The sequence below is a fragment of the Armatimonadota bacterium genome, from assembly GCA_035527535.1.
Taxonomy (GTDB): Bacteria; Armatimonadota; Hebobacteria.
Genome location: DATLAK010000168.1, coordinates 1 through 17,967, shown reverse-complemented (window position 1 = coordinate 17,967; position 17,967 = coordinate 1). Strand labels below are relative to the sequence as shown.

The 17,967-nt window shown below is 68.0% G+C and carries 13 protein-coding genes; 9 read left to right on the top strand and 4 right to left on the bottom strand.

From position 1 onward, the window contains the following. Positions 1-156: 156 nt before the first annotated feature. From VM221_11760 to VM221_11750, 3 genes are read right to left on the bottom strand one after another with little or no spacing between them, the layout of a single operon-like run. Positions 157-1,215: a uroporphyrinogen decarboxylase family protein gene (locus tag VM221_11760; GenBank protein ID HUT75493.1), complete on the bottom strand. Its 1,059-nt coding sequence runs from the start codon at positions 1,213-1,215 to the stop codon at positions 157-159. Further along, positions 1,202-2,074, bottom strand: a complete 873-nt coding sequence (locus VM221_11755; protein HUT75492.1) for a C4-type zinc ribbon domain-containing protein — start codon at positions 2,072-2,074, stop codon at positions 1,202-1,204. The genes VM221_11760 and VM221_11755 overlap by 14 nt, the downstream gene beginning before the upstream one ends. A gap of 27 nt (positions 2,075-2,101) precedes the next feature. Next, positions 2,102-3,229: a Nif3-like dinuclear metal center hexameric protein gene (locus tag VM221_11750; GenBank protein ID HUT75491.1), complete on the bottom strand. Its 1,128-nt coding sequence runs from the start codon at positions 3,227-3,229 to the stop codon at positions 2,102-2,104. A 254-nt stretch (positions 3,230-3,483) separates the two neighbouring features. Between VM221_11750 and VM221_11745 the strand changes: the two genes are divergently transcribed. The 8 genes from VM221_11745 (at position 3,484) to VM221_11710 (ending at position 15,085) form a co-directional block, all read left to right on the top strand. Continuing rightward, positions 3,484-5,313, top strand: a complete 1,830-nt coding sequence (locus VM221_11745; protein ID HUT75490.1) for a hypothetical protein — start codon at positions 3,484-3,486, stop codon at positions 5,311-5,313. A 375-nt stretch (positions 5,314-5,688) separates the two neighbouring features. Beyond that, positions 5,689-7,011 (top strand): diaminopimelate decarboxylase, encoded by a 1,323-nt coding sequence (gene lysA, locus VM221_11740; GenBank protein HUT75489.1) that lies wholly within the window; start codon positions 5,689-5,691, stop codon positions 7,009-7,011. 496 nt (positions 7,012-7,507) lie between these two features. Beyond that, positions 7,508-8,278: a hypothetical protein gene (locus VM221_11735; protein ID HUT75488.1), complete on the top strand. Its 771-nt coding sequence runs from the start codon at positions 7,508-7,510 to the stop codon at positions 8,276-8,278. 90 nt (positions 8,279-8,368) lie between these two features. Beyond that, a complete protein-coding gene (locus VM221_11730; GenBank protein HUT75487.1) occupies positions 8,369-9,712 on the top strand; it encodes a hypothetical protein in 1,344 nt (447 codons plus the stop codon). 2 nt (positions 9,713-9,714) lie between these two features. Continuing rightward, positions 9,715-10,935 (top strand): DUF58 domain-containing protein, encoded by a 1,221-nt coding sequence (locus VM221_11725; GenBank protein HUT75486.1) that lies wholly within the window; start codon positions 9,715-9,717, stop codon positions 10,933-10,935. After that, positions 10,925-13,033, top strand: a complete 2,109-nt coding sequence (locus VM221_11720) for a transglutaminase domain-containing protein (protein ID HUT75485.1) — start codon at positions 10,925-10,927, stop codon at positions 13,031-13,033. Before VM221_11725 ends, VM221_11720 begins: the two co-directional genes overlap by 11 nt. A gap of 241 nt (positions 13,034-13,274) precedes the next feature. Beyond that, complete coding sequence (locus tag VM221_11715; GenBank protein HUT75484.1) at positions 13,275-14,822, top strand: sigma-70 family RNA polymerase sigma factor; 1,548 nt, start codon at positions 13,275-13,277, stop codon at positions 14,820-14,822. Next, positions 14,819-15,085: a DUF4129 domain-containing protein gene (locus tag VM221_11710; GenBank protein HUT75483.1), complete on the top strand. Its 267-nt coding sequence runs from the start codon at positions 14,819-14,821 to the stop codon at positions 15,083-15,085. Before VM221_11715 ends, VM221_11710 begins: the two co-directional genes overlap by 4 nt. 30 nt (positions 15,086-15,115) lie before the next feature. Here the strand turns inward: VM221_11710 and VM221_11705 are convergent, their stop codons facing one another. Beyond that, entirely contained in the window at positions 15,116-15,985 is an 870-nt protein-coding gene (locus tag VM221_11705) for a GNAT family N-acetyltransferase (GenBank protein ID HUT75482.1), read from the bottom strand. A 481-nt stretch (positions 15,986-16,466) separates the two neighbouring features. On the opposite strand from VM221_11705, the gene VM221_11700 reads away from it, so the two are divergent. Beyond that, a complete protein-coding gene (locus tag VM221_11700) occupies positions 16,467-17,855 on the top strand; it encodes a class I tRNA ligase family protein (GenBank protein HUT75481.1) in 1,389 nt (462 codons plus the stop codon). Positions 17,856-17,967 lie beyond the last annotated feature (112 nt).

Genomic DNA, 17,967 nt, shown 5'->3' with positions numbered 1-17,967 from the left:
CCGCACCCCGCATCTCGATAACCACCGGACCCGATCAAGAGGGGACAGTTCCTTCCAGCCCGGGGCCTGGCCGCTGCCCTGGGCGGCGGGGAACTGTCCCTTGGCGCCCAACGTGGTGAATACCATCGCCCTGGACGGTGACGTCATGCCTGGCGCTCAGTAGCGCCCGTGCTCGTCCAGCAGTTCCATCAGGTAGCAGTAGTTGTCCCACGACACCGTTGGCGGCACCGAGTGATCGCTGTGGTAGATGTAGCCGCCGTCCTTGGCCGCGACCGCGAGCTTCGACAGCAGCTCCTCCCGGAGCTCCTCGCGCGTGCCCGACATCTTGCGCACGTCAATGTTGCCGAAGAACGTGATCGCCTTGCCGTAGATCCGCTTCAGCTCGCGCACATCCTGGCCTGCCTTGGCCTCCAGCGGCTGGATGGCGGCAAAACCGGCCTCGATGAAGCGCGGGATCAGCTCCTGGATGCGCCCGCAGGAGTGCAGCAGCACCGGCTTGCCGCGCGCGTTGAAGAAGTCGCACATGCGCTTGTGCTGGGGGAAGAGCAGCCGGTCGTAGAGCGCCGGCGAGAAGAGCGTGGAATTGCGATAGCCCAGGTCGCCGTAGAACCAGGCCCCGTCGAAGTCAATTCCCATCTCCAGCATGCGGGCGGCGCTGGCGATGATGAGGTCGGTGTAGGTGGCGAAGCAGTCGCCGATGAGGTCCGGATCATCCATCATCTGCGTGAAAACGCCCACCTGCCCCCACACCGGCCAGGTTGCCTCGTAGGCCTCGACTCCCGCGAAGTGGACGAAGAGGCCGCGCTCCCGGTTGCGGTCATAGGTCTCCTTGACGCTGGCGTTGATGCGGTCGTCTGACCACACCAGGCGCGGCCGGAGACGCTCCCAGTCGGCGCGAGTGCGGATGGTATGTTCGAGCCACTGCGGGGTGTGCCCCGAATCGCGCTTCAAGTCCTTGCGCAGCACGCCGTTGGCATCGCGCTGGATGGTGTATTCGTCGGTGTCCTCGATCACCTCCACCGGCAAGCGCAGGGAGAGGTCGGTCCACTCCAGGCCGCCGAAGTCAAAGCCGAACCTGACGCCGACGTCCTCGTTCTCGCCCAGCCCTTCCCGGCGCCAGCGGGCGATGGTCTCGCTCCACGGGGAGTCGGCGCGCCCGATGCGGTCGGGAACGCCTCCCTGCAAAGTGGTAAGGATGCGCTCACGTGAGGTCATCGTGGTCTCCGGAAATAGGTGCGGCGCTATGGGGCCGGGGCTGCGTCTGGCCGGCGTTGTCCCAGTACAGGATGCGCCCGCAGGATTCGCAGGCAACGGCGCGGTCGCCGCGCTTGACCTGGCGCATGATGTCGAGGGGGATGGAGATGCGGCAGCCGGAGCAGACGTCGGAGTTCAGCTTGACGATAGCGAGGTTGGAGCGCTTGGCGCGCAGGTCGTCGTAGCGCCGCAGCAGGGCGGCGGGCAGGCGCGGCGTCAACTGCGCTCGCTGCGCTGCGAGCCGCTCGATCTCGGCGGCGATGCGCGCGCTGGCGGCCGCGAACGTCTTCTCGACGGTGGCAAGCTCGGCTGTCCGCTGCTCGAGGTCGGCCTCCTGCTGCATGAGGGCGGCGCGGCGCCGCTCGACTTCCTCCATCAGGTTCAGGCCCTGGTCCTCGAGCTTGTCCACCAGGCCGCCCAGCATCTCGACCTCGCGCTGCATGTCGTCGAGCTCCTTGGGGTTGCGCACCCGCCCGCTGTACATCTTGCCCTCGAAGTCACGCTGCTTGGCCTCATGGGTCTTGATCTGCAACTCGGTGTCACGTAGTTCGTTCTCGACGGCACGCAACTGGTCGCGCGCGGCCTGGGTTTCCATGCGCAAGACCTCGACGTGCGCGCGCAGTTCGGCCCCCGACTCCAGCGCCTCCCGCTCGCGTTCCTGCTCCTGGATGCGCGTGTCCAACTGCTGCACCTCGTAGAGGGTTTCCAGATCGTCTGCCAAGTGAAGCACCTCGCTCGCCCGATATCGCCGCGCCCGCGGGGCGGTGGCGCCCACGCGCACGACCATCCACTTCGCCGACGCGGGGCGTACGCCTTCCACGCCGGCAGCCAGGCGATCACCTCCGGCTCAAGCGGGGGGCCGACTCAGAGCGAAGGCGAAAGGGTCGCCGCAAAGGCGGCTGACGATGATCTCGATGCGCGCGCCGAATGCCTCTTCCAGCCAGCGGCGCATGAGCTCCACCGCCGGGCGCTCGGTGGCGTAGTGCCCGGCCTCGATCAGGCCCAGGCCCAGCGCGCGCGCCCGCAGCGCATCGTGGTGGCGCAGCTCCCCGAGCAGCAGCGCGTCGGCGCCGGCCGCCGCCGCCTCCCCTATCAGGCTGCCGCCGCTGCCGCTGGCGACGGCGACAGTGCGAATGCGCCGGCGCGCGTCCCCGCCGATGCGCACCGTAGTCGCATCCAAGGCTTGCCGCACCCGCCGCCCGAAGGCGCTCAGCGTGGTCGCGCGCGGCAGCCGCCCCAACGCCCCGCGCGCCGAGTTGGGCCACGGGTTGGCCAGCGCGTAGAGGTCGCAGGCCACTTCCTCGTAGGGATGGGCCTGCTCCATCGCCGCCAAGACTCGCGACAGCGCCGTGCGGGGGACGACCATCTCCAGGCGCACCTCCGCCGCCTGCTCCAGCCGGCCGACGGCGCCCACGTACGGCCGGGCGCCGGCCAGCGGACGATAGGTGCCGACGCCCTCGACCCCGAAGCTGCACTCGTCGTAGCCGCCGATGCGCCCGGCGCCGGCCGTCGCCATCGCCTGGCGCACCGCCGTCAGGTGATCCTGCGGCACGAACACCGCCAGCTTGATCAGACTCGACGCCCCCGCCGCCGCCAAGGGGCGAAGGTCCGCCAGTCCGACCACGCGCGCGAGCTCGACGCACAGGCCGGCGGGCGCGTAGTCGAGGTTGGTGTGCATTGCGCAGATGCCGATGCCGGCGCGGGCCGCGGCGCAGGCGACGGCGGATTCCCCCTCGTCCGCGCGCGCGCGTTTGAGGGGCTCGACGAACGGCGGGTGGTGGGCGACCACCAGGCGCGCGCGTGCGCGCTTCGCCTCGGCGATGATCTCCTCGGTGGCGTCCACGCACAGCAGCGCGCGGCGCACCCGCACGCGCGGATCGCCGACGACGAGCCCGATGTTATCCCACGGCTCCGCCAGCTCGCGCGGAGCGTGAGCGAAAAGCGCCTCCACGATCTCGCCTGAAGTGACGGGCATGTCAGCGCCTCATTACGACCGGCGAACCCCGCTTACCTGCACGCCGCGGGAGGTGCAACCCCCGAGGACTCGTCCGACTCTCTTCCTCTGACTTCGATTGGCGGGGCGGCCTCGTCCGTGCCGTGCTCCTTGCAGGGAACGGCCGGCTCAATGACCAGCCACCCGCGAACCGGCCCCCAGGCCGCACTTGACAGGGAGAGGCAGGACCGGGTTTCATAGTCCCTGCGGAGTGCCCATCTGAATCGGTGCTAGCCATGACCGCGATTACGCCAACGCCAGCGCCGCCGGCCATAGGTCCCGAAGAAGTCGCCGTCGTGGTGGACCGGCTGATGCCTGTCGTGCTGCGGTACCTGGACGAGCATCCCCTCGCGTCCCAGACTTACTATGCTCACTTCATGGCGCTGACGGTGCTCCTCAGCCAATACGCGGACCGGCACTCGCAGCACCACGGCAAGACAGAACTCCTAACCCGAGCCTGGCGGGAGATCGAGCACGAACTCGGGAAGCCCCAGCCTCAGTGGCCGGCCTACGGCACTTTGTTTGAGCTTTCGGAGTTCTTCGACTGCTACCGGGCCGCCGAGGGCGTCCTGCCGGAGTCGCAACTCGCCCAACTCCGCGAGCTGTTCCGCCCGCTGGGCGAGTGTCTGTTGGCGGAGGGCTCGTGGGACTTCTCCGCCGATGATCGCGTCAACCCGGCTTTACTCCGGGCGGCTAACCTCGGAGTATGCGGCTACCTCCTGGGTGATGAACGCATGCGTGCTGAGTCGCGCGCGCAGGCGGAGGCGATCTTCGCCCGGTGCGACGAGCATGACGTCCCTAGCGAACTGTCGATGACGTACTACGCGCACACGGTCGCTTGGGCACTGCCAGCGTGTGAAGTCGAGCCCCGGCCGGACCTGCTGCGCCTCATCGCTGGCATGTGCCGCCTGATCCCCATGCTGATCTACGAGCCGACACTCGAACTGATGGGGCCGGACTGCCGGGACCAGTGGAAGCTGCCGTGCCGGAAGAGTGTCGATAAGCTGGTGCTCGGCCTCCGCGGCGCGGCCGTGCTGCTTTCAGACGAGGGCAGTGAATGGCTCTCGCGCACGCTGTTCCACAAGTGGGTGCGAGATGCGAAGCCGGACAGTGCCGTCTACTCCCCCCGCGCCCCACGTTACATTGGAGTTGAGCGCTATGACATGGGCTATGGGGCCGCCGATTCGCCCGAGCAGATCGCAGAGATGGCCCTCCACACCGGCGCCATGCTCTGCGCGCTGAAGCGATGGCTGGGCCCGGAGGTGGCCGCCCGCAAGCCGACGCTCCCGGACGAGTACCGCTCCTCCAAGCTCTACCTGCGGCGGTGCCGGAAGGGCAAAGACATGGCGGCCGTCGCCAACATCATCCAGCCTCTGAGCTACATGACACCCACCGTCGGGCTCCAGGGCATCGAACTCTGGAGCGATGATCGGTTCTTCTGGTTCAACCTGTGCGGGTTCCGCCCTACCACGTTCTCAGAGGACGGTGATGGGTTTGCCGTTCCTCAGGCACCGCACCCGGCTTCGCTCACAAAGAAGGCGGAGGACGCGACATCGGACCGAATTGTCCATGGTGCCGCGAAGTACGGCGAGCACCTCCTCAGTCTCACCAAGATCGACTGCTCTCAAGAGTTGGTGCCCGGGATCGTGTCCTGGGCTGGCCTGCTACTGGTAGCGGACAAGGAGGGGGAGGTGATCTTCGGGCGCGGGGAGGAGATCGGGCGAGGTCAGGTGCTGGAGGAGCAGAGCAACTGCGACTGGATCCTCTATCCCTGCGATGGGGAACGCCTCTTCGGATTCGGCATCGTCGCACTCGACACGACGGGCCGTTCCCACCGCCTCAGCAATTTCAGTGGTGACTGGTGCGTGTTGGGCCTCAGTCAGAGCGCCGAGCCGATCCAGGGGCTGCAGGCGTTGGCCGTGCTCGCGATCGGCCCGTGGAAAGGCACTCCCGAGGAGTACGCCGCCTGGCTCAGGGCCTGGCAAGTGACGGCGTCGCCCGAAGGGTGCGCGCTTGTGGCCCCAGAGGGTCGCGAGATAGAGATGCCGTTTCCGCCCCCGGCATGACGGGCGGGACCGGGACAACAGGACGAGAGGGGCGACCCTCCACTCTCCGCAGTCATATTCGAGCGCCCCATCACCGAGTCCCACCGGACGTGGGCGTAGCCGTTGCCAAGGGGCACGGATTAGGCTATAATGCCGGAGCCAGCGGCACCATGACCACTCCCGGGTTGAGCACTGCCGGCCGCGAGATGACTAAGCGCATGCGCAAGCGCGCATGATGCGGCGTCTGGTCTCGCCGGGCCGGGAATAGCACAGAGATGAGGCGCCAGATCGCAGAAGACCGGTCTGGCGCCGCGGATTATATGGGGGCCGTGTACGGCGCGGCGGGCGCGGGGTCGGTCGCGCTTGGCAAATGATGGAGCGAGGTGAGAGAACGTGATGCTGCTGGGGACGCAGAGGATCAATGATCGCGGCCACCTGGAGGTGGGTGGCTGCGACACCGTGGAGCTGGCGCGGCGCTTCGGCACCCCGCTCTACATGCTGGACGAAGACTGTCTCCGGCGGACCTGCCGCGATTACCGCCGGGCCTTCGAGTCTCGCTACCCGAAAGTCCACGTTTCCTTTTCCGGCAAGGCCTTCATGACCGCCGCCGTCTGCCGTATCGTCTATCAGGAGGGCCTGGGAGTTGATGTGTCCTCAGGAGGGGAGCTGTACACCGCGCTCAAGGCCGGGGTGCCGCCGGAGAAGATCTTCATGCACGGCAGCAACAAGTCCCGCGAGGAGATGGAGATGGCGGTGACGCACGGGGTGGGGCGGGTCGGCATTGACAACCTGCAGGAGATCGCCGCCCTGCAGGAGGTGGCGCAAGAGCGCGGCGCCTCCCTGGAGGTGCTGATGCGGGTCTCGCCGGGGGTGACGGCGGACACTCACTCCCACATCCAGACCGGGAAAGTGGACACCAAGTTCGGCCTGGCGTTGGCGGGGGGCGCGGCCATGGAGGCGGTCGCCGCGGCGCGGAGGGCGCCGAACCTGAGGCTGCGGGGGATCAATTGCCACATCGGGTCCCAGATCCTGGAGCTTGAGCCTTTCCGCCAGGCGGCGGAGATGATGGTGGATTTCGCCGTGGAAGTGAGGGACGCTCACGGGATGGTGCTGGAGGACCTCGACCTGGGCGGCGGCCTCGGCGTCCGCTACCGCGAGAGCGACCAGCCGCCCGCGCTCGACGAATACGCCGCGGCAGTTACCGGCGCGGTAAAGGAGCGGTGCCGGCTCCGCAGCTTCCCGCTCCCGCGCCTGATCCAGGAGCCGGGACGAAAGCTGGTGGGAGAGGCCGGCACTACTCTCTATACCGTTGGCGTGGTCAAGGAGATCGCCGGCGTTCGCACCTACGTCTCGGTGGATGGCGGCCTATCCGACAACCCGCGGCCGGCGCTCTACGGCGCCAAGTATGAGGCGATCGTCGCCAACAAGGCGCAGCACCCTCGCACTCACACCGTCACCGTCGCCGGCAAGCACTGCGAGACTGACACCCTGATCGAGGATATCGAGGTGCCGGAGCCGGCGGTGGGGGACCTCATCGCGGTGCAGACCACGGGCGCCTACAACTACAGCATGGCCAGCAACTACAACCGGCTGCCGCGGCCGGCGGTGGTGTTGGTGCACGACGGCGAGGCGGAGGTGATTGTCGAGCGCGAGACCCTCGACGACCTGCTGCGCCAAGATCGCATGCCGCCGCGCCTGGAGGGAAGATCGGGGTCTTGAGGGATCATCCGCAGACTTGTGCGCCTGTATGGCGCATTGCGCAGATTGGCCAACCGCAGGCAAACCTTCGACTTCGACCGTCTGACGAGACCCCTGGTCGCATGGGTCTCATTCCGAGCGAAGCGAGGAATCTTGGTTCGGACAATCCTACCAAGACCCTTCGCTGACGCTCAGGGTGACATGATGCTGGGGCATTATTTGGGGGTCGTAAGGCTGCCTTCGGCCAGAAAGGTGTGACTCGATGAGGCAATTCGTTGCTGTCGAATGGGACGGCGTTCCTTGCGCCAACCGTTGTCTTCACTGTTGCATGAGCGCGGGCCCGAGGGCCCCCGTATCTGTCAGCTACGAGCGCGCTAGGCACATCGCCGAACGGTTCATCGCGTGGGCACAGGGCGTTCCCGGCTGCGAGCTCCGGGTTGAGTTCGGTATAGGTTTTTCGTATGACATAGAGCTGCCAAAGCTCATAGACTACATTTCGTTCCGGCGCGACAATGATATGGGTGGGTGGGATTATCTGCCCCTGAATGGCCTGGGCCTGAGAACGCGCGAGGAGCTGGCACATCTTCTCGCTTCATTGCAGTCTGTCGGGCTGCGCATGGCCAATCTCTCGTTCTACGGAACCAGGGAATCCCATGACTCCTTTGCGCGGCGCCGGGGGGACTTCGAATACCTGCTGCTCATGGCGCAGGTCATGGCGGAGCTCGGCTTGGCGCGCTCGGAGTTTATACTCGTCCGGAAATCCGCCTTGTCGGAATTGCCGCGACTCCTGGAGATACTGGATGCGATCCCGGGGCGCGAGCAGCGAGTACCAAGCCTATGCGACTACCTCGGACGAGCCGCGAACCGCGAAGAAGAGCGCCTGGAAGAGCAGGATCTCCAGGCCCTGCCGGCGGCGCTGCGCGACGGGATTGGTCGCGACCACTATCGCACCGAGGCGTCATGGATGCAGGCCATTCTCGCAGACGAACTGCCGCCCAAGAGCAAGCTCATCTACGTCATCGGCGTGCGTGACAACAACGCCGACTACCTGGAGAACGAGGCGTGCGAGGAAATCCTGCGCACCTGGCGGGAACGCGATGACCAGCGGCGGGCAAGTGGGCCGTCGTTGGCGCAGGTGGCGGAGCAGTACGGTGACCCGACCGGTCGCCGACTCTATGCTCTGCGCGATCTGGAGTGGAAGTGGTTTGGACGCGCGTATGCCGAGCGTGGTGCCGAGGCTTCGCAGCAATGGCTCGACCCGTCGCCGCCGATGATGCGGCTTGAGTGAGTGCGTGAACCAGGGGGCGACGACTAACCTCGGAGTCGCGCAGCTCGATCACTAACGCACAGTGGCGGTGTGGGGAACAAGGAAGTGTCCGTGGCTGACGCGCAATCGGGGTGTGTGGCCCCTGAGTTCGCATCTCTGCTCGGGTCGTTGCCGCGCCACCGGCAGGGACAACTTCGTCTCGCCGGCCGCGTCGCGCGGCGGCTGCGCATGCCGGTTTACCTCATCGGCGGCAGCGTCCGCGACCTGCTGCTGGGCCGTCCCAGCCCCGACCTTGACCTGTGCGTGGTCGGCGATGGCATTGCCTTCGCGCGCGCCCTCGCGCGGGAGCTGGGCGCCCCGCGCGCCGTGGAGACGCGTTTTCTGACCTCCAAGATCGCGTCCTCGGCGGGGACGATAGATGTCGCCACCGCGCGCCGCGAGACCTACCCCCGTCCGGGCGCACTGCCCCGGGTGTCGCCCGGCGATATTGACGGCGACCTCGCGCGGCGCGATTTCACCATCAACGCCATGGCCCTCCGCCTCGACCGGCGCCGGCGGGAGCTGCTCGATCCCTTGGGCGGCGGCCGCGACCTCTCCCGCCGACAACTCCGCATGCTGCACGCCCGCAGCTTCGTGGACGACCCGACGCGGCTGCTGCGGGCGGCGCGCTATGCCGCGCGACTTGGCTTTCACCTTGAGCGCCGGACGCTGCGGCTCGCACGGGAAGCGGTGGCGGCCGGAGTCATGGACCGCGTCAGCGGGGAGCGCCTGCGGCGGGAGCTGCTGCTGTTGCTGGAGGAGCCGCGGGCGTCCGCGGGCTGGCGCCTGTGCGGGAAGCTGGGCGTGTCGCAAGCCCTGCATCCGGGGCTGGCGGTGGAGGCCGACACGCCGGCGGCGCTGTGTCGGTCCGGTGAAATATGCGAGAGGTTTTCGCGATGCCGCCCGGGGGCAAATCCTGACTGCGCCCTGGCGCGCCTGCTGGTGCTGGCCCGGTCCCTGTCACCCGCGGAGGGTTGCGCGTTGAGCGAGCGCCTGCGGCTGACGGCGCGCCACCGGCAGGCGTTGAGCGCGTATCTGGAGCGGCAGGGGCGTGCGCGGCGGGCGCTGGCCGCGGCCCGCCTGCGCAACAGCGCCCTGGCGCGGGCGCTGGAGGGTCTGCCGCTGGAGGCGGTGGTGGCGCTTGCCGCCACCTCGTCGCCGCGGGCGCGGCGGCGGTGTGAGCTGTTCCTGACACACCTGCGCGAGATGAAGGCTCTGCTTCGCGGCGAGGACCTGCTGGCGCAGGGGTTCGCCCCCCATCCCGCCTGGGGCCGGGCGCTGGCGGCGGCGCGCGATGCCCGGCGGGACCGCCGCGCGCGGTCGAAGAACGAGGAGCTGCGCATCGCCGCGGCGGTGCTGCGGGCGCATGGGGTGCGGAGCTCCCGGCGCGCGGACGACCGGGGGCAGGGCGGCTGATCGTGTTCTACAGGCAGACGGTCTTGCTCACCGCGATCGTGTTCCTCGCCGTCACGGGCTTTGCCGCGCGGCTGGAGCAGATGTACTTCATGGCGGGGCTGCTGGCTTTCCTCACCCTCGGCGCGTACCTGATCGCGCGCTTCTCGACGCGCGGGCTCGAGCTGCAGCGCGGCCCGGCGCACAAGCTCTCCGAGGGCGGTTGGTGCGACCTGAGCATCACCGTCACCAACCGCTCGCTGCTGCCCAAGGCGTTCATCAGCCTCCGCGACGAGCTGCCGGCATGGCTGGAACCCGTGAGCCCGGCGGAGGTCGCGCTGCCCACGCTGCTGCCGCGCCGTTCGGCGCGGCTGACCTATCGCGTGCGCGCGACCAAGCGCGGGGTGTTCAAGCTGGGACCGGTCGTGGTCTCAGCCACCGACCTGCTGGGGGCCTTTCACGCCGAGCGTCGCATCGAGGCGCCGCAGGAGCTGATCGTCTATCCCACGCCGGAGCGCTTCTCCGCGGAGGCGCTGGCGGGCGCGCTCACCTTCGGCGGCTGGGAGACGGCGCAGGCGACGCTGGCGGGCGCGGGGATGGAGCTCTACGGCATCCGCGACTATCGGCCGGGCGATGCGCTGCGGCGCATCCACTGGCCCTCGACCGCGCGGCTGGGGCACTTCCACGTGGTCGAGTTCGAGGAGACCCTGGGCGCCGATCTGGTGATCGCGGTAGATCTGCGCCGCGGCGCGCACGCGGGAGCAGGCAAGGACAGCACCCTGGAGGTCGCGATCAAGGCCGCGGCCTCGCTGGCGGCACACGCCGTTGACAACGGGGCGCGAGCGATGGTGGTGGGGCGGGACGGCGGGCGCAGCTATCGGGTGGCGGCGGGGCAACCGGGCGAACTGCCGCTGCTGCTCGAGGCGTTGGCGCGCATGGAGGCGCAGGGGGAGTGGTCGCTGGCGCAGGTGATGGCGGAGGTCGAGGGCCCGGCGGCCGGCGCGGCGGCGGTGCTGCTGACGGCGGCGCCGGAGGCGGGTCTGTTGGATCTGGTCGGGGCATGGGTGCGGCGTCGGGCGCAGGTGGTGGTGATGCTGTTCGATGCCGGCAGCTACGGCGCCCAGCCCGCCCCCGACGTTTACGCGTGGGAGAAACGCCTGCGCGTAGCCGGGGCGCGCGTCGAGATCGTGCGCCGCGGCGATCAGTTGGAGCGCGTGCTCGGGCGAGCGATGGCAGATGCAGCATAACCGCGACCAGACCACAGACCAACCGTTCGACCAGGCGGTGCTATACCTGTGCGCCTTTGCCGTTAGCGCCAGTGGGCTGTGGGCGGTGGCGATGACGGTGCAGGACGCGCCGATGACGCGCGCCTTCGGGCTGGCCCTGGTGGCGGGTTTCGCGGTGAGCTGGCTGGTGCGCCCGTACCCGCGGGTGCGCCCCTACGCGCTGCTGTGGAGCGCCGCGCTGGCGATAGCGGGGCTATGGTGGTATTTCACGACCGGCGAGTTCATGGGCCAGCCGGTGGCGGAAGTAGCCGGCCCGGGGGGGCAGGTTGGCGTGGGGCTGCTGCTGGCGGGGCTGGTGATCGCGCGCAGTTTCGGGCTGGTGAGCGCGGACGGCCTGCTGTTCTGCACGGTGCCGAGCCTGGCGATTTTCGGCGTCATCGGCAGCTACACATTCGACCCGCAATTCACCCTCGCGTTTCTGGTGTTTGTGTTGGCGGCGGCTTACCTCGCGGGGCAGGCGCACCTCATGGCGGAGCGCGAGCGCCGCCCGGTCGCGCCGGGGCAGGACGCGTGGCGGGTGGCGCGCGAGCGCCTGGTGGTGCTGGCGGTGCTGGTTGCAGCTTGCGCGGGGGTGGCGCTGCCGGTGGCCCGGGCGGCGGCGGCGCTGCTGCCCCAGTATAGGCTGCCGCTGGTGCTGCCGGCGCGCGCTGGCGGCATCGGCGCCGCCAGCGCCGACGCGAGTCGGGGCCGCGGAGCGACCGGGAGCTCGTCGTGGATATCGCCCGGGCAGCTCACCGTCGGCGCCGGCCCCCTGCGCCTCAGCCAGCAGGTCGTCATGCGCGTGAAGAGCGAACAACCTTTGTTGTGGCGGGGGGAATCCTTGTACCACTACACCGGCAGCAGTTGGGATGCGCCGCGGGGCGGCATCTCCACGGTCCCCCCCGCGGCGGGCGGGGGCCTCGACCTGCGCCCGCTGATCGGCGCGCCGCCGGGGCGCGTAGTGAAGCAGGAATTCGAGCTCGTCAACCTGCCCACCACCTTCGCATTCGCGGCCATGCAGCCGCTGCAGATGGGGCGCATCGCGGACGACGTGCGCTGGGGGGTGCCGACCACCGACCGGGCGGGATCGCTGTTCATCTCCGGAGGCAGCCTGCGCCCCAACGCTTCCTACGAGGTGCAATCCCAGGTGGACCACCTGGTGTCGCCCGGCAAGTGGAGCGTGCTCGATGCCAGCGCCCCGGAGCTGCTGCATATACTACCCCTGGTGCGTGATCGAGTGCACGAGTTCGCCCGGCAGGCAGTGGGCGACATCCGCGCGCCGCAGGCCCAGGTGGAGGCCATCATCTCCTATCTGCACGCGCACGCCGCCTACAGCCTGGACGCTCCGGCAACCCCGCCGCGCGAAGACGCGGTGATCTATTTCCTGACCCGCAGCCACGTCGGCTACTGCGACCTGTTCGCCAGCGCCGCGGCCCTGATGTGTCGAGCGGTGGGGATTCCGGCGCGCGTCGCTACCGGCTACGCGCCGGGCACCTACGACTCCGCTGCGGGCGTCTATGTCGTGCGCGGGAGCGATGCCCACGCATGGGTGGAGGCTTACCTGCCGGAGCGGGGGTGGATCGCCGTGGACGCGGCGCCCGCTGGGGATGACACCGAGGGCGCAGCCCCGGCGCGCCGGCGTGCGTGGTTTGGGCGCCTGACGCTGCTCATGCGCGGTCACCCGCTGGCGACCGCGGCGGCGCTGGCGGTGCTGGCGTGGGCGGCAATGGCGGCGAAGGCGCGGTGGCTCGACGATTACCTGGCGCTGCGGCGCCGCGAGCGCGGCCTGCGCCCTGATGATTACCGGGCCCGGGTGGTCCTGAGCTACGAGAAGCTGGTGCGGGTTTGCGCCAGACGGGGCATCGGGCGCAGCGGGGCGGAGACGCCCAACGAATACGCCCGCCGACTGGGACGCAGCGCCTACCTGGTATCGGTCATGCCGGCGGTGAGGGCGATCACCGGCGATTACGTGCTGGCGCGCTACAGCGATCGCCCCATCGCCGGCGAACACGCGGCGCGGACACGCCAGGCGCTGGAGGACCTCCGCCAGGGCCTGCGGCGAATTAAGGAAGTGCGATAAAGGGCCGCACCGGCGGTCGTTTCTGCACACGCCAACGTGCCCATTACCTCCACGAACGCCGCCGCAGCCACCTCCGACGTCGGCCATGAGGACTCTGCCGCCAGCTCCTGTGTCATGAGATCGCCTGAAGGTACGCGGGGCTTGCTTCCCCCCGCCCCCGAACCTTCTCGGCTGCGCGGGCAACATATTCACAGATGCCGAGCGCTGTCGCGCGGCGGTCAGTCGATAGAGTATGCGTCCGATGACGAACCATAGGCCAGAGATGAGCGATGCCCGGTTGGTCGAGATGGCCAGGGCGGGCGAGCCAGCCGCGTTCGATGTGCTGGTGAGGCGCTTTCAGCGAGCCGTTCACGCCGCGGCATTCGCGGTGCTTTCCGATCAAGAAGCGGTGCTGGACGTCCTCCAAGAAAGCTTCATCGCGGCCTATCGTCAGTTGCATGCGCTGGTGAATCCGAGCAAGTTCGGCCCCTGGGTCTGTGGCATCGCGCGCAACCAGGCGAAGCAGTTCCGCCGCGACCGTGGGCGGCTTCAGTCGCGCGAGCTTCCGCTGCCGGAGACCGGCCTCGCCGCCGACGTAGCGCAGCCCGCCCACGGCATCGAGCGCATCCGGGAAGCGTTGTCGGTGCTCACCGAAGTCCAGGCGGACACCGTAACGCTCTTCTACATGGAGGGCTACTCGATTGCCGAGTGCGCGACCCTGCTGGGAGTGCCAACGGGAACCGTGAAACGCCGGCTCCACGACGCGCGACGGCGACTCAAGAAGGAGATGACGGACATGGTTACACAGCATCTGGCGGACTATGCCCTGCCGGAGGACTTTCGAGTGGTGATCGACAAGCCCAGCCGTCTCCTCAGCAACGGCGCTTCGCTGGCTTGGTTTGCAGGCCGGTGGGTCCTGGTCTGGCAGGATGGCGTGATGTGGGGCAAGGAGCGCTGGCAGTGCGACCGCTTCGAGTGCTGGCTGTCCGAGAGCCCCGACGCGAGAACGTGGTCCCAGCCGCGACTGCTGGAGTTCGGGGCCACGCAATACACTGACTCGGCCAACCTCCACCTACACCAGATCTGCGTCCATCGGGATCGCCTCTACGTGCACACCTACATGCATCACAACGGCATTGACCTCTACTCCTCCGAGGATCTGATGACCTGGACCGCCCATCCGCGGGTCAGGCTCGGGAATGCCGGGCGCGCAGGAATCTTCAGCCGCAACGGTGATTTGCTCATCGCGAGTCCATCGTGGGTCTCGGTCGAAGACTTCCATGGCGATCGGGTGGATGTACTACAGAGCTCTGATGGGGGGAATGCCTGGGGATGGCTCAAGTCGCCATCCTGGCCGAAAGCAGGGATCACCGACGCCGCCGGAATGGCGGCCCGGGACCGCATCTACGTCGCTTGGCGTGAGTTCGAAGGTCCCCAGGGGGCAAGGATCGGACGCCTGTGTCTAAGCTCGAGCCACGATGGCGGTAAGTCCTGGTCTGATCCGAAGACGGTGCAACCCCTGACCAGCGGCAAGCGCGCCAGCTTCAGCTTGGAGCTGACGTCGACTGGCGATACGTTGGTCATCGTCCAGGAAGTCTGCGACGTGGGAGACAATGCGGGCGAGGTCTGGCTGGCATTCAGCCAGGACGGCGGCGAGACCTGGCCGGGGAAGGCCGTATACGCCGCTGGCTCGCTTCTCGATCCGGCGATCGCGTTCGGGCCGGACGGGTCGCTGGTGATGGCGGGAAGCTCGCGCACCGGCGATGAATCGCGCCCGTGGGTGGTGCACAGCAGAATCAACCGGCGGTGAGGTCGCTCCGGCGAAGAAACACGGGAAAACAGGGGAAAACAGGGACAGCTACCTATTCCCGGGAAACGCCCTACGAGTACGCGCGGCGGCTGGGCCAGCGTACCTATCTGGTGGTTGCCATGCGCGCGGTGGACGCGATCACAACCGCGTACCTGCGTGCCCGCTTCAGCCGCCTGCCGGTCGGCGCGGAGCACGCGCAGGCCGCCGGTCAGGCGCTGCGTGATGTCACGCAAGCGCTGCGGCGGACGAAAGACGTCGCCTGACCGGCGCTCGCCGCGGCCCCAGCGCCCGCGTCAGTCTATTATCCATCGCTGCAGGGCAATGTCGCGGGCGCGGCGCTCGGCTTCGCGCTTGGCCTGCTCGCGGCGCGCGCGTTCCTGCTCCGGCGCCAGGAAGCAGTAGAGGTCCTGCCCGAACCGGAGATACCCCAGCGACCGGCACACCGCCAGCGAGGCGAGGCCGGCCTCATCCGTGGAGTACAGCGGAATGCGCCCCGCCCCCAGGATCGCCCGCGTCGCCGCGCTGACCACCGACCGCCCCAGGCCCCGGCCGCGGAACTCCTGCTCGGTGAACACGCCGATGGCGCAGGCGTAGTCGCCGCGCAGCGCGATGTCGGCGTAGGCGGCAAGCTCGCCCTTCACATATGCTCCGTATCCCCCAGCCACCGGCATCGCCCCCACCGTCTCCACGGGGCGGCGCTCCGGAAGCGCCGGGGGCGGCAGGCGGCGCACTCTGTGGCCGCGCCAGGGCACGAAGTGGGCGCGGTCGGTGTAGTGGAGCAGATCATGCCACACCTCAACCACCGTTAGGCGCGCCATCACCGCCTGCACCAGCCGCTCTCGATTGGCGCACGACAAGGCCGCGCCCTGCTCCATGCCCTCCCGCACCAGGTCCTCGATCGCGGCCCGCAGCGGCTCGTGAACTCGCACCGCCACCCCGCGGAAAGTCTCGATCACCACCAACGGACACGGCGCGCCGCCGGTGACCGCGCTGCCGCGCGTGCCCTCCACCAGCAGCAGGTCCGGGCGCACCTGCGACGGCTCGATCCCCAGCGCCGCCGCGCACGCAAGGTCCAGCGGATCGAATTCCTTCCACGCCGCCGGGCGTCGTTTGAAGCACAGTTCGGTTGTCTCTTCGCGCCGCCGCGTCACCCGTTCGCCCACCGGCCAGCACCTCCGGCCCCGACCAGTCGGGGCGCCGCCGCCGCTGCGCAGACTATACCATGCGCTTCCGCGGCGCCGCAACCTATCGCCGGGGCCTGCATGTACGCCCGGCAGGTCGCGGAGCTGTGGGATCAATGAGCAACGGCCATCCCGCTCAGCGCGTGGCTGTTGGCGGCTCACGCCCCTGCGGGCTGGAAGGTCGGCAGGGGAACAGGTAACAGTCCCCGGTTGCCAGGCTTCCCCCAATTGACGCGCCGGCCTCGACTATGGTATAAGCTGCTTGGAGCCAATCCAAGACTCAAATGAGCCAGAGCGTCTTCCCGATCACCAGCATCATCATTATTATCACCCCGGCGGTGAGCCGGGGGCGATGCTGGTCGGCCAGGAAGTAGCGCCAAGCACCTAACGCCAGCAAACCCCAGCCCACCGCCAAGAGAGGCGGTGGGCTTTTTGCGTTTCGGCCGCATTGAGGAGGAAGATCATGTTCGAGGAACAGGGAGGCTTGCCGGATCAAGGACAACTCGAAAGCGCGGTGCTGGGATTCTGGCGGGAGCGCGGCATCTTCGCCAAGCTCCGAGCACGCAACCGTGGAGGCGCCCGCTTCTCCTTCCTGGATGGCCCAATCACGGCGAACAATCCCATGGGAGTGCATCACGCCTGGGGGCGCACGCTCAAGGACCTACTCCAACGTTTCTGGGCGATGCGGGGCCGAGATCAACGCTATCAGAATGGCTTTGACTGCCAGGGCCTGTGGGTCGAGGTGGAGGTTGAGCGGGAGCTTGGATTCACCAACAAGCGCGACATTGAGGCCTACGGAGTCGCCGAGTTCGTCGCTCGGTGCAAGGAGCGAGTGGATCGCTTCTGCGATGCGATAACCGAGGAGTCGCTTCGCCTTGGCTGCTGGATGGACTGGAAGAACTCGTATCGCACCGACTCTGAAGCGAACAACTACGCCATCTGGCATTTCCTGAAGAAATGCCACCAGCGCGGCCTGGTCTATCCGGGAACCGATGTCATGCCCTGGTGTCCCCGCTGTGGCACTGGACTCTCTCAGCAGGAACTCCAGGAGGGCTATCGAGAGGTCGTGCATCCCGGCGTGGTGGTCAGATTGCCTTTGGCAAGACACCCAAATGAATCCCTGCTGGTGTGGACGACGACCCCTTGGACCTTGACTGCCAACGTCGCATGCGCCGTCAATGCCGACCTGAAGTACGCAAAGGTGCGCCAAGGCGAGGACGTTTACTACCTCGCCGCGAGTCGCGCTCCTGCGGTCATGCAGGCAGAGCAATCGTGGGTGATCGAGCGCGAGCTGACGGGCGAAGCCCTGGTCGGACTGTGCTACCTCGGTCCATTCGATAATCTCCCCCAGGCGCGGGCGGCGGTTCCTGCGCATCGGGTGCTGCCCTGGCGCGAGGTTTCTGAGGCTGAAGGGACCGGAATTGTCCACGTCGCGCCCGGCTGCGGCAAAGAGGACTATGACCTGGGCCGCGAACACGGTCTGCCGACGGTGGCCCCGATCGACGAGCATGGGCGGTTCCAGGCAGGGGCTGGTCCCTTTACCGGCATGCAGGCCTCGGAGGCCGCCGAGGCGGTGCTGGAGGCATTACGGCAGCGCGGGCTTCTTTATCGAGTCGATGACTATCAGCACCGCTACCCCCACTGTTGGCGATGTGGCACCGAAGTTCTATTTCGCCTTGTGGACGAATGGTTCATCGCCATGGACCCCTGGCGCGAGGAGATCATGCGACTGGCCGAGGAGGTGAGGTGGGTTCCTGAGTACGGGCGCGACGTCGAGCTCGATTGGCTGCGGAACATGCGGGACTGGATGATCTCCAAGAAGCGCTATTCTATAGTTCAGCCATTTTTGTAGGCAGAAAGTGAAGGGGCAGAACGTGAGAGGTCTATGCCCTCGCGCGGCCAAGGGTTGTTTATTCGAACATCCCAGCCGACGAGGTCATAGCCCATGTCACAGCCCCTCGTTC